Here is an 11,774-nt window from a genome sequence, read left to right as displayed (position 1 = left end):
CGCTGGTCGACACACACAGCAGTCGACACATCGGCGGCACCGGGTAGTCCTGTCGCATCTGCTCAATCACGCCGTACCTCACCGCGACTCCTTCGCGAAGTACGTCGCGAATTTTAATAAATCGCGCTCCATCTTCACTTCGGCCAGTTCCCGTTTGACCCGGTTCAGTTCCATCTCCAGCTCGGTCAGTGGCTTCTGCTGTTGTCCAACTTTGCCGAGTCTGCCCGCTTTCGCGGCGCGCACCCAGTTCGCCAGCGACCTCCGCTCCTCTATTTTACGAAACATTGGCATCCACTTTTTTCAGCCGGCCTCAGTTTTCTCAATCCGGAGAAGTTGGTGAGCTACTTGTCGCGGCGCGTAGCCCATTCGACGGCATCGAGGGTGCGACACAGTCCGACGGATCCTAGACCGCGACCCATCCGCGGCATGCCTTCACGGCAGCGATGCCGGCCGCACCGTCGTCGAGATCGCCGGTCAACACGATACCGCTGAAGCGTTCGCCAAATTCGACCGCTACAGATCGAAACAGCGGGTCGGCGGTGGGACCCGCGAAATTTCCTTCGGACCCGTGCTCAGACGAACTCGACCTTCAAAGACCTTCATGTGCCGGTCGGGTGGGGCGATTCGCCGCCATGCGCTCGCTTCCCAGGATCAGTGCTTGATATTGCGCGATCACGCAGCCGGACTGATCAATTCGCGGAGCCAACTCATGACCTCACAGCTTCACGTCAGCTCGCAAACAAATTTCCGCTCGGAAAGGAATGATCGACACGACGACGCCGGCGAGGAAGACATCTTCAAGACGTTCAAGCACTTGCGAACATGACGCCGAAGCGGTTAGGGGAATGGCTCGAAACCGACGAGTCCCGCAAAGTCGGCCAGAAGGAGGGCGGCAGTTAATCCGTCGGTCATAGATCGGGGCGGCACATCGTCGGGATCCTTGGCAAAAAGAAATCAGAATTGAACGACTACGACTATGCACACATGCGCAAGGTAGTCGGCTATGTGAACCGGCACCTCACGCAGCGTCCGCACGACGTCCAGCTTTCGAACTGACGCTATTCGTTGATGAACTGGGGCCATGATCCGATGAAGTAGGGTGCCGGCGGCTCATGCCGCGCAGGACTGTCCGGCGGTCTAAAAGCAACATCTCGGCGGGTCCCCGAGCTCGGCACCCGGACGGGGCTAAAACTTCTCCTCCTGCGGATCTGGCCCGCGCGTCGACACGGCGAGCCTTGGGATCTTTACCAAGCGGTCCGTGCGCGCCGACTCGTAGATCGCCTCCATGATGCGCTGATCCTGCAGACCTTCCTCGCCGGGGGTATGCGGCGTGATATCGCTCTTGACGCACACCGACATGTGATCGATTTCGCGCGCGAACTGGTCTTGCGGATCGATCTGCAATTCGGTCGTCGCGCTCTTGCCGTCAACGAGCATCCCGTGCCGCATGCGCAAACCGTTGTAGCCGAAGGCAGGGTCCATCTCAACCCATCCCTGCGATCCTTGCAGCCGGAAGAATCGCGACTCGTGACTCGCATAGCTCGACATGCAGGTCGCCGTAAGTCCGCTCGGAAAGCGCAGGATGAATTGCACCGATTCCTCGACCTGGGAAACGCGGATCCCCGTCCGGCTTGTGCATCGACGCGATCACGTCGAGGGGTTCCTCGCCCGAGAGAAAGCGCACCGCGTTCAGGCAGTAGAGCCCGATATCGGGCAGCGCGCCGCCGCCCGCGAGCGCCTTGTTGAGCCGCCACTGAGCCGGATCGCCGACGTTCTGCGAATTGCCTGCGACGAACTCGCGCAGCGGCCCGAGCCCCCGCTGTCGGAGCCGACGAACAGATAGTTCTTGCGTCCGAGTGCGACACAGCGCAGCGCGTTCTCGGCAAGCACGTTGCTGATCTCGACTCGACCGTCCTCGCAGTAGAACACGAGCGCCGCCCAGTGGTTCAGCGAGTAGTTGATTGCTTTGGCGAGCGCGGACTTCGTCGAAAGTGTCGCGAGTTTCGCCCTAATCGTCGCTTCGAACTTCGTGAGCAACGGCCTGGTCTTTTCCTGCCTCAAGCGCAGACGCTCGTCAGGCGCCTTGCCGCGGATGTCGGCTTCGATACTGTAGAGCTCGCCGATCATCTCGAGCAGTTGCTGGGTATCTGGAGTCGGTGTGCGCGCGTGAACATCATAGATATACCTCCTCGCGTGGTCCCAGCATGCCGCTTCGTGGATCTCGCCGCTCGCATACAATTGATCGAAACCCGCGAAATGTTATGCATAACATTTTGCGCCGGCTATGTTGCGTCCAAATTTATGTGGCGGCGCCCGATTGTCGCCGAGGAAGCGGGGGTATTCGCCGTCTATTGACGTGACATATATTTTGGCGCTTTGTGACCTTCCAACCGTCGTTCGGAGGTCTGTCATGTCCAAGAAGCCAGCCCCTGCAAAGGTCGAAGGTAGTCGTCATCGCGAGGCGCCGTTTTTGCAGGAACGGGAGCGATATTTACGTCACTGCGCCGAGTCAGGTGCAACGCCTGGGTCGCTGTGTATAAAAAGAAATGAGCTCATCTGGATCGCTCGCCTTCTGCCCGCGACTGCATCGAAAGGCGTCGATATCAGTGTGCTGAATGAGATCGTGCGCAAGCGCGCATCGATGCATACCGGCGTCACGATGGCATACCGGATGATCGTAGCCGCCCGACCGTGGTTACGGTTCATCGGGTGGTGGCGTGAGCCAGCCGTCGCTCTTCCGTTTCAGGGCCATCTCGACAGTTACGTCAAATGGATGCGCGATGAGCGAGGGTTCACTCCTTCCACGGTCGGTCAGTGGCAAAGCAAGATCAGACAGTTTCTCCAGTGGTGCGTAGACACTGATCGCCGCCTGCAGGATCTGCAACCAGATGATATCGACGCCTACTTCATTCAGAATGCGTCGCGTTGGGGGCGGATATCGATGAAGAGTGTAACGGGTGCCCTGCGGATATATTTACGTTACGCGGCCAAGCAAGGTTTATGCGACTCACGCCTTGCCACAGCACTACGCACGCCGCGTGTCTACACCCAGGAATCGCTTCCATCTGCGCCAGGATGGACCGACGTGCAACGGATCCTGGCAACTACCGCGACCGACAAGCCCGCTGACATCAGAAACCGCGCGATTCTGATGCTCTTATCGATCTACGGCATGCGCCGTGGGGAGGTCGTGGCTTTGCGCCTTGATCAGGTGAACTGGGCTGGGCGAACGCTGCATGTGTTTCGCCTGAAACGCAGGCAGCCGCAAGTCTATCCGTTGTTGCCAACGGTCGCCGAAGCATTGGCCAGCTATATCGACACCGTGCGCCCGCAGACTTCTGCACCGCAGATATTTCTTGGACTGCATGCACCGCATCGTCCACTGACCCCGCAGGCTGTATTCGTCCTGGTCAATGACAGGTTCAAGGCGCTGGGAATTAAGGCGAAGCATCGTGGCCCGCACGCATTGCGCCACGCCTGTGCTGTACGCCTGGTCGATCAAGGTTTCAGTTTCAAGGAGATTGGTGATCACCTCGGCCACCATAGTGCATCTGCCACGATGACGTATGCCAAGGTCGATATGCGCGCGCTACGCGAAGTCGGCGACTTCGACCTGGGAGACCTGTCATGGAACTGATCGACGTGGTGACAGCATACGTCGCAATGCAACGGTCGTTGGGCCTGCGATTTGAAGCTTCCGACCGACTCTTGCGGCAGTTTGCCCATCAGATTGGCAATGTCGGCATTGCCGACGTCCGGCCGGATGCCGTCGTGGAATTTCTGCAAGGAACGGGTGCGCTCACAGCTACATGGCAGCTCAAATACAACGTGCTTTCAGGCCTGTACCGGTTTGCCATCAGCAGGGGATACAGCGAGACATGTCCGCTTCCCGCAAACGTGCCGAAGCTGCCGCCGCCCCAAACCCCCTATGTGTACTCGACCGGAGAGCTCCACCGCCTGATCGACGCGACGCCTCTGCTGTACAACTACCGTAGTCCACAGCAGGCATCCATGTACAGGACATTGATTCTCCTGCTGTATGGCAGCGGTTTGCGTATCGGCGAAGCGCTGCGGTTGACCATTCTGGATGCGGACCTGATCGACCGTGTCATCACCGTACGCGACACGAAGTTCTTCAAGACTCGTCTGGTACCGATTGGGCAACGGTTATCGAAGGAATTGGCTGCGCATGTCGAGCGCCGTCGGAGCCTGCCAATGCCGGAGGGCAATAACTCGCGCCTGTTCACTTCACGCACTGGGCACGGGTGGCCGTATTCGCAAGTCATTACCCTGTTTCAGCGTCTGCGCCGGATGGCTAAAATCGAGTGCCCCGAGGGAGAGCTACATCCGCCGCGCCTACACGATTTGAGGCACACCGCGGCAGTACATCGGGTTCTTGCATGGTATCGCGATGGCAAGGATGTGCAACGCCTGCTCCCGCAATTAGCGACCTACCTGGGGCACGTCGATATCAAATCGACGCAGCGATATCTGCGCATGACACCGGAGTTGCTCGCAGAAGCAAGCCGGCGTTTCGCACAGTACGCGCAGTGTGGAGACGATCATGAATGACAGGAACCTGCTTGGCCCATGGATCCGGCGCTTCATGCTTGAGCATATGGTGGCGGAACGGAACTTCTCGCCCAACACGCAGGCCAGTTACCGTGACACATTGACTCTGTTGTTACCGTTTGCGGCCAAACTCGGCGGCTTTGCGATCGACCGGATGACCGTTGAGGACCTTTCGCCAACCATCGTGCGCCAGTTTCTGGATCACGTCGAATGCGATCGGCATTGCGGTGGCGCCACCCGCAATGTGCGGCTCAACGCGCTCCACTCTCTGGCCCGCTTCATCGGCATGCACTCACCAGTTCATCTGTCCTGGTGTGGCGAGGTACGGTCAATTCCATTCAAAAAGGCGGCGATGACATTGATCGGTTATCTCGAGAAGTCCGAGATGGATGCTTTGCTTGCAGCGCCGGACCGTCGCACGGCAATCGGGACGCGCGACTATGCATTGCTTCTGTTCCTGTACAACAGCGGGGCTCGCGCCGATGAAGCTGCGAAGTTGACCATCGGACGCTTGCAGCTCAGCGAGCCGTCCTCCGTTCGCATACTTGGCAAAGGAAACAAGATGCGTGTGTGTCCCTTGTGGCCGACGACGTCCTCCGTCTTGACTCAACTCGTAACCGGGCGTAGTGGAGACGACACCGTGTTCCGTGGACGGACAAATCAGCCGATGACACGGTTCGGCATACATCGTATCGTCACCCAATATGCCAAGCTCGTGACGAAGTCACATCCTGCGATGAAAGATAAACGTGTCAGTCCGCATTTGGTTCGACACACGACCGCGGTTCATCTGCTCCGCTCCGGCGTCGACATCAACACGATCCGAGCCTGGTTAGGGCATGTCTCTTTGGATACGACACACATCTACGCCGAGGTCGACCTGGAAATGAAAGCAAAGGCGCTTGCTCGCGTCGACATCTCGGGCCTGCCCGCAGCATCAAGGCGCGCGACCACGCTGCCTTCGCTGATGACGTTCCTGAAGCAACTTTAGTTGTTCGCTGGCATTTTTTATGTGCGGGCACGAGTCAGGGGCGATTGGACAAGCTCTGACTCGAAGCCATCGCCGCCACATAAATTTGGACGCAACATAGCCCGCGTAGGCATCGGCCTGCAGGGTCCCGCGGAATGCGGCGAGCCGGGTCTGAGGATGTACGCCTTTGCGATTCGACGAGAAGTCGAACCATACCGCAGCCGGCTCACTCGAGCCCGAGCGGTGATCGTCACGTACATAGACCCAGAAGCGACCGGTCACCGTCTTTCCGTTGCCTGGCGCGAGCACCGCAACCGGTGTGTCGTCGACGTGTACTTTGCCGGCGACCAGCACGTAGCGCTGGATTGCTTCCACAAGCGGCCCGCAGAGCTCGGCGATCTGCCCGATCCAGCGGCCCATGCTGGCGCGATCCAGCGTCACGCCGTCGCGTGCCGCAATCTCCGATTGGCGATACAGCGGTTGGTGATCGGCGAACTTCGATACCGCAATGTCGGCCAGCAGGCTCGGATGCGCGATGCTGTGCTCGATCGGCAGGCTGGGCATCGCGGGCTGTTCGATGTGGCCGCAGTCAGGACAGCACAGCTTGTGACGGATCGTGCGGATCACTTTGAACGCAGCCGCCACGCGCGCGAGCTGCTCGGAGACATCCTCGCCGAGTCGCTGCATCGTTGTCGCACACTTGGGGCAAGCCGGATTCGGTGTGAGTTCGATTTCATCGCGTGGCAAGTGCGGCGGCAGCGGCTCTCGCGTGGGCGCTCGACCGGGCGGCGCCGTCGACGTCTTGTCTCGGTGTCCTCGCGTCTCGGCCGCGCCCTGACCGGCCGTCAAGTCTTCCAGCTGCGCCTCCAGTTTATCGATCTGCCGGGCCAGTTTCTCGGACTTGCTCCCGAAGTACATCCGCCTGAGCTTGTCGATCTGCGCCTTCAGGCGTTCGATTTCGTCGTCCCTTGCGGCAATCTCCCGCACCATGTTCTCGATCGACGCCTGCTGCTCGAGCACCAAAGCTTGGAGCTCAGCGACGGTGGTGGGAAGCGGCGCATCTCTGGACATGCGCCGCAGTTTACGAGCCTTCGATGTCGTTTACAACATCGACAGAGCAGCGGTGCGTTGCGGGTGTCGCCAGTCGATGCCTTCGAGGAGCATCGACAGCTGTGCGCTCGTCAGATGGATCTTTCCACCGTCGGCCTGTGGCCAGATAAACCGGCCTCGCTCCAATCGTTTTGCGAGCAGCCAAAGGCCATCGTCGGTCGCCCAAAGCAGCTTCACGAGATCGCCGCGGCGGCCGCGGAAGATGAATACGTTGCCACCCAGCGGATTCTCTTCGAGCGCTGTCTGCACTTTCGCGGCCAGCCCTTGGAAGCCGCAGCGCATATCGGTCACGCCGGCCACGAGCCAAACGCGCGTACCTGCCGGCAGCGCGATCACTTCAGACAATCCTGCAGGAACGCTTCAGCGCGCTCGGCAGACAAGCCGCGAATCCTCACACGCCGTTTGCCAATCTCCACTTCGATTTCGCACACGGGGGTCGGCATCGGTACGCCGCTCGGCGCTTGCGACGCCATTGCCGGCTCCGGCGGCTGCAGTACCAATGCCGAGTCGATCACCTCGACGCTCAGCAGATTCATGCTGGGCACGCTCGGCGCGGCTTCGAGTGCAGGGACGGCCAGCTTACCTTCACGGTATTGCTTGCGCCATCCGAACACCACATTGGCGTTGATGTCGTGCCGTCGCGCAACAATCGACACCGACATGCCGGGTTCCAATGTCTCCCTGATCACCTGCTGCTTGAATTCTTGCGCATACGTGCGACGGGGATGCGTACGGCCCGCTGCGTTCGACATAGCTGACTGTCTCCGTCAATCTGAACGCGCCCATCATGCATCGAGAAATTCAGTACTGTGAAACGGCCGTGCCGAGTCGCTTACAAATGAAAGCTGTGCGGACGCATTCATTTCCGCGAATCGTGGTTCCCGCGTCATGCTTCGATACAACTACCCGCGCGCCGGGATCGCCTGCATCAATCGCTTCACCGGCCCCGCGCAACGAATTCTGCGAGCTGAACAGCGGTGCGTGGATATGGACGGTCGACCGTATCCCGGCGCAGCAGTCCGCCGCGCCGAATGGAAAAAAGCGTCGGCGGTATAAACCGTGCGACGCCCGACGACGATTTAGACGGCGGTCAACTGGGTGATAAGAACGGATTGACCACCGTCAGCCGGTCGAAGATGACCTGGCCGTGTTGCATGTCTTCGCTGTAGAGAACTTCGCAATCTTCGAGCAACGCGAAGGCGATGATGCACGAATCGTAGAACCTGAATCCGTAGTGTTCGGCGATACGGCGTGCTTCCTTGTGGACTTCAAGCGTCAGTGGCACGATCTCGCAGAACTCCTCCAAATCGCCCAGGAGGACGTTGATCTCCGGCCACGAGAGCTTCATTTTCCGGCTCATAACGAGCGTAACCTCGTTCATTACCTGCGTGCTGATGACGGGCTCCGGTGTTCCCTTCACCACCAGCGCCTCGGCCCGGTCAGCCTTCGCGGCGTCGCCGGAGAACAAATAGGCAATCACATTGCTATCGACGGCACATCGCGTCGGTGCCTCAACGGTCATTCAGCGTTCCCCCTTTCGCTGAGGGATTCCCGATCGAACTTGAAGTCGGCAGGCAGTCGCCCGCGGTACTTGCGCAGGCGCTCGATTCGCTCAGCGACGGTCGGCTTTTTGCCGACCGAGAACGCGCCGGATTGGTCGGCATAGATCTCGATGTCGTCGCCCTCCTTCAAACCGAGTGCATCGACGACGCTCGCGGGCAGCCGGACGGCAAGGCTGTTGCCCCATTTTGCGACTTGCATGAATAGCTCCAGTGGATACACATAAGTATAATTGTATATCCAACCCGATACTTTTCAAGTCCGACGGCGATTCTGCTGATCGCCTCGCGGGCGACTACTCGTCCGCGTCGCTCGCAAGCGCACGCTGCAGATGTAATCGTTCAATCCGCGCAATCTAAGATGGTCTATTCCGAAAAGCATCGATCAACCAATGAATTGCAAATCAGCCGACTATGGCGGAACGGTGAACACATACAGCCTTGCTGCAAGCGGTTAGCGATTTTGAACGTATCGAACGATTACCCCGAGAGGCGCACCCTCCTGATCGGCGCCTATCGACCTGCGCTGCCCGTCCCGCCAGACTCCGCTTCGCTTCAGCGACCAGTTCCTTGAGCGCCTCGATCCCAGCATCCGTGAACGCGATTACCGAGGCCAACTGCTCAGCTGGGACGTCCAGATCTTCGATGATCCCGAGACACCCGTCCTCTGGCTCCAAGTTCATACTCGCCAGTTCGTCCAGCCAATCCTCCGGCTCTCCGAGTATCTTTGCGACACAGGAGATCGTATAGACAAAACGCGGTGCTCAGACCCTCCCTGGATTTATGGGCATCCAGCCCTGTTCTGCCGTTTTTCCCACGTCCTCGACATCTATCTGAGTTCCAGTCGCTGTCGCGTGTCGCGGGCGGAAGGTGGACGTGCCTTGCGTGACCATCGCGTCGTGCCGGAATTGAGTCGCCGTCGTTACGGCGCACACCGTCTTGTGATGCATCGCCAGCCATTGCGCGCGCGAACTGCCTCCGCCAGGATCGCCAGGTATTTTCCGTGATCCACCCGCTCATCCGGCGGCAACTCCGACGCCTTGTGCCGCTCGAACGCCGCCTGTCGGGACTCGCCATCGTGAGCCATCGCAAGAATCCGGCTGTAGGCCTCACACGCGTATGCAAAGGTCTCGCGCTGATGGAACGCGATGTCGAGCGGCGTTGGGCAGTGACGACGCTCCGGTAGACCGATCGCTGCGCGGCGACAATTGTGCAGTACGTGCGCTGCCTCATGCACGACGTAGTCCGCAAACGGATCGGTCTGGTCGAAGTACACGAGCGACACGTAGCAAATAGCACCCTGGTTTAATCCGACCAGCTCGCCGGCCTGCGAACCGAGCCGCTGCGCGCCCAGGCTATCCAGATACAGATTCGCGAGGCGCCACGCGGTCGACAGCCACGGTTCCATGGTAAGCACGTCGACGATATTGTGCGGTGTGAGGAAGACGATCCCCCGTGCGAGCGCGTCGAGCACGCAATTACGTTCATAGACGGTGAACAGTCCCTGCACCATGGGGCTGAGCTTGTAGCGCAGCCATGGATCGATCGGCTCGGGCAAGGGCACCGATCGCTCGAAACCACGCGCCCGGCGCAGTGTGGCTTCCACAAGCGCCGCCCGCAGTCGTTGCGTGGCGTCGGTGGCGATAGCAATCACTGTGCGTCCTGGCCAGCCGGCAAAGAAGCAGTCGTAGTCGCCCCTTGTCAGGTATCGCCTGACTTCGCCTTCGATCCACAAGGACGAACCGACCGCTGGCATGCGCATGTCCCGTTCCTCATTTCATCGCCTCCTCGATCAGCAGACGTTGCGAGGCACTCCGCGCAAACGGCCGCCTAGGATTCGGCATCTATTCCACAGTCTTCGGCCCTCCGGTAGGCGCATCCGATCAAGAATTCACAGTATTGCGCCCATCACCGGCGATCGGGAGACATGTCCGCACATACCACGCGAAGCCGCTGCTCCTGACGTTTGCTCGCAGATGCATGGTTCACGCGCCGGCCACCAGCCGTCGGCAGAAGCCTCGTGATCCAAGGCCGCCGTAGAAGACGCCGACAACCAACACAACTTCCTTGTCCAACGCACCCTAAAGCCGCCCGATGGATAAAATGGGGACAATACTATTTATGGACGATCAATATTGGTGATGTTGGCCTAAGATAGAGTGACTTAAACGGAATAAGGCGATTTTAGCTGGTAATACGTCTGGCTGGCCCGGTCGGAAGGAAGCGGGCGTGACGTCTGAGACTCTAGGCGAGGGTCCGAGTTGCTCGTAAATCCGGCCGCGCAAGACGAGCGGCGTGGGGGCGCTACGACGTGGCGGGGGCCCAGGGCGGAGCAATGCGACAGGCCGGTAGACATTGTGTTTCGTCGCCCGCGCCCTCATACTAGCTAACATAACTTAGCTAACAGAAGTCATCATGCTGACGGTCAACATGCACGACGCGAAATCGAACCTGTCGAGCTTGGTTGAGCAGCTCGAGGTCGGCCAGGAAAACGAGGTGATCATTGCGCGCAACGGCACCCCCGTCGCTCGGCTGGTGCCGTTTGCCGCGCCCCGACGCATCGGCGCCGCGCGGCGCCTGCTTGCGGGACTGGTCCCGGCCACGCTCGAGGCGTTCAATGCCGGCGATGACGCGATCGCCGCAGACTTCGACGCGAGTGCCCGGCGAGAGCTCGCGCCGTGAGGGTGCTGCTCGATACGCATATCGCGCTGTGGGCGGCCGAAGGCGCTCCGCAGCTCTCATCGTCGGCCATTGACCTGATCGAAGATCCGGCCAATACACTGCTGGTGAGCGCCGCAGCGGTCTGGGAGATCGCGATCAAGCATGCGAAGGGCAACCTACGCGTGCATCCGCGTGATGCCCGCTCGGCGTTTCGGCTGGCGGGCTTCGCGGAGCTGCCGATCGCCGGGGAGCACGCAGAGGCCGTCGCCGCGCTGCCGTTTCACGACGACCACGCCGATCCGTTCGATCGCATCATGATCGCGCAGGCGTTGCACGAAGGGATCGCGCTGTTGAGCGCGGATCCGAAGGTCTGGCGCTATCACCCGACCCTGATGATTCGCGCGTGATGCCGTGAGTGAATCCGGCGCATCCGGACGCGATGCGGTTGGTCGGCGCCGCAGCCAGGTGCGCTGGAATGAACTCCTGGGGACCACCGATAGTTTCGGGCGCCGGAACGAGGGGTTCCCGAACCTGCTCACCGACTGCCCCTGAAAAAGCTCACCGGTGCGCTCACTGGTGTGTCTACCCCAGCCTGATGGAATCATGGCCAACCAACCGCAACCGCTGACCTTGCCGCCGCCACGCACCTACACGCGCACCGATTTCACCGCGTTGCGCGCGTTCGTGCAGCGCATCCCCGCAGCGACCATCGCGCGCTTGTACTACGACGCGGAGTTTGCCCCGCACGCCACCACGCCCGATGCGATGGAGCGCTATCTGCGCACCATGCGCGACGATCTGGTGACGCTCGCGCTGCGCCATGGGTCGGCCGCGCTCGCCGAGCACCTGAAGGCATCGATCAAGCAGCACGGCAGCGCGAAACTCACGGCGGTCACCCTGCG

The 11,774-nt window shown here is 60.2% G+C and carries 12 protein-coding genes and 6 pseudogenes; 7 read left to right on the top strand and 11 right to left on the bottom strand.

Annotated features, from left to right (window positions below; translation table 11 throughout):
• Positions 1-261, bottom strand: a pseudogene (locus tag AWB67_RS32200) (IS3-like element ISBvi4 family transposase); the annotation flags it as partial.
• A gap of 142 nt (positions 262-403) precedes the next feature.
• A pseudogene (locus tag AWB67_RS42345) lies at positions 404-547 on the bottom strand (chemotaxis protein CheB); the annotation flags it as partial.
• A 272-nt stretch (positions 548-819) separates the two neighbouring features.
• Between AWB67_RS42345 and AWB67_RS32185 the strand changes: the two are divergent.
• Positions 820-1,056: pseudogene (locus tag AWB67_RS32185) on the top strand (DUF3140 domain-containing protein); the annotation flags it as partial.
• Positions 1,057-1,185: 129 nt separating this feature from the next.
• Here AWB67_RS32185 and AWB67_RS42340 read toward each other — a convergent pair.
• From AWB67_RS42340 to AWB67_RS32175, 3 genes and pseudogenes are all read right to left on the bottom strand, one after another.
• Positions 1,186-1,593, bottom strand: coding sequence for a Gfo/Idh/MocA family oxidoreductase (locus AWB67_RS42340; protein ID WP_235025453.1), 408 nt, complete (start codon positions 1,591-1,593; stop codon positions 1,186-1,188).
• Positions 1,484-1,804, bottom strand: a complete 321-nt coding sequence (locus AWB67_RS43535) for a Gfo/Idh/MocA family protein (protein WP_374729870.1) — start codon at positions 1,802-1,804, stop codon at positions 1,484-1,486. Before AWB67_RS43535 ends, AWB67_RS42340 begins: the two co-directional genes overlap by 110 nt.
• Positions 1,789-2,256 (bottom strand): annotated as a pseudogene (locus AWB67_RS32175) (IS66 family transposase); the annotation flags it as partial. The gene AWB67_RS43535 and the pseudogene AWB67_RS32175, both read right to left, overlap by 16 nt.
• A gap of 154 nt (positions 2,257-2,410) precedes the next feature.
• On the opposite strand from AWB67_RS32175, the gene AWB67_RS32170 reads away from it, so the two are divergent.
• Genes AWB67_RS32170 through AWB67_RS32160 form a run of 3 tightly spaced genes read left to right on the top strand, consistent with a single transcriptional unit; the run spans position 2,411 to position 5,563 of the window.
• Positions 2,411-3,637 carry a tyrosine-type recombinase/integrase gene (locus AWB67_RS32170; protein ID WP_087660113.1) on the top strand — a complete coding sequence of 409 codons (1,227 nt, stop codon included), beginning with the start codon at positions 2,411-2,413 and terminating at the stop codon, positions 3,635-3,637.
• Positions 3,628-4,572: a tyrosine-type recombinase/integrase gene (locus tag AWB67_RS32165; RefSeq protein ID WP_087660112.1), complete on the top strand. Its 945-nt coding sequence runs from the start codon at positions 3,628-3,630 to the stop codon at positions 4,570-4,572. Before AWB67_RS32170 ends, AWB67_RS32165 begins: the two co-directional genes overlap by 10 nt.
• Positions 4,565-5,563, top strand: a complete 999-nt coding sequence (locus AWB67_RS32160) for a tyrosine-type recombinase/integrase (protein WP_087660111.1) — start codon at positions 4,565-4,567, stop codon at positions 5,561-5,563. The genes AWB67_RS32165 and AWB67_RS32160 overlap by 8 nt, the downstream gene beginning before the upstream one ends.
• A gap of 96 nt (positions 5,564-5,659) precedes the next feature.
• On the opposite strand, the pseudogene tnpC reads toward AWB67_RS32160, so the two are convergent.
• The 6 genes and pseudogenes from tnpC to AWB67_RS32125 form a co-directional block, all read right to left on the bottom strand.
• Positions 5,660-6,613, bottom strand: a pseudogene (tnpC, locus tag AWB67_RS32155) (IS66 family transposase); the annotation flags it as partial.
• Between the two features lie 30 nt (positions 6,614-6,643).
• Entirely contained in the window at positions 6,644-6,988 is a 345-nt protein-coding gene (tnpB, locus tag AWB67_RS32150; protein ID WP_027803720.1) for an IS66 family insertion sequence element accessory protein TnpB, read from the bottom strand.
• Positions 6,985-7,404 (bottom strand): IS66-like element accessory protein TnpA, encoded by a 420-nt coding sequence (gene tnpA, locus AWB67_RS43530; protein WP_087660110.1) that lies wholly within the window; start codon positions 7,402-7,404, stop codon positions 6,985-6,987. The genes tnpB and tnpA overlap by 4 nt, the downstream gene beginning before the upstream one ends.
• Positions 7,405-7,742: 338 nt before the next feature.
• Entirely contained in the window at positions 7,743-8,174 is a 432-nt protein-coding gene (locus tag AWB67_RS32140) for a PIN domain-containing protein (RefSeq protein ID WP_087660109.1), read from the bottom strand.
• The gene (locus AWB67_RS32135; protein ID WP_087660108.1) at positions 8,171-8,413 is read right to left on the bottom strand and encodes an AbrB/MazE/SpoVT family DNA-binding domain-containing protein; all 243 of its coding nucleotides are present in this window, start codon (positions 8,411-8,413) and stop codon (positions 8,171-8,173) included. The genes AWB67_RS32140 and AWB67_RS32135 overlap by 4 nt, the downstream gene beginning before the upstream one ends.
• Before the next feature lie 720 nt (positions 8,414-9,133).
• The gene (locus AWB67_RS32125) at positions 9,134-9,973 is read right to left on the bottom strand and encodes a hypothetical protein (protein WP_087660107.1); all 840 of its coding nucleotides are present in this window, start codon (positions 9,971-9,973) and stop codon (positions 9,134-9,136) included.
• A gap of 653 nt (positions 9,974-10,626) precedes the next feature.
• Here AWB67_RS32125 and AWB67_RS32120 point away from each other — a divergent pair.
• The 3 genes and pseudogenes from AWB67_RS32120 to AWB67_RS32110 all read left to right on the top strand — a co-directional run.
• Positions 10,627-10,893 (top strand): type II toxin-antitoxin system Phd/YefM family antitoxin, encoded by a 267-nt coding sequence (locus AWB67_RS32120; protein WP_087660106.1) that lies wholly within the window; start codon positions 10,627-10,629, stop codon positions 10,891-10,893.
• The gene (locus AWB67_RS32115; protein ID WP_087660105.1) at positions 10,890-11,279 is read left to right on the top strand and encodes a type II toxin-antitoxin system VapC family toxin; all 390 of its coding nucleotides are present in this window, start codon (positions 10,890-10,892) and stop codon (positions 11,277-11,279) included. Before AWB67_RS32120 ends, AWB67_RS32115 begins: the two co-directional genes overlap by 4 nt.
• Before the next feature lie 196 nt (positions 11,280-11,475).
• Positions 11,476-11,774 (top strand): annotated as a pseudogene (locus tag AWB67_RS32110) (integrase); the annotation flags it as partial.

It is taken from the genome of Caballeronia terrestris, assembly GCF_001544515.1.
Taxonomy (GTDB): domain Bacteria; phylum Pseudomonadota; class Gammaproteobacteria; order Burkholderiales; family Burkholderiaceae; genus Caballeronia; species Caballeronia terrestris.
The sequence above is the reverse complement of the archived record's forward strand: the minus strand, read 5'-3'. Positions and strand labels throughout refer to the sequence as shown.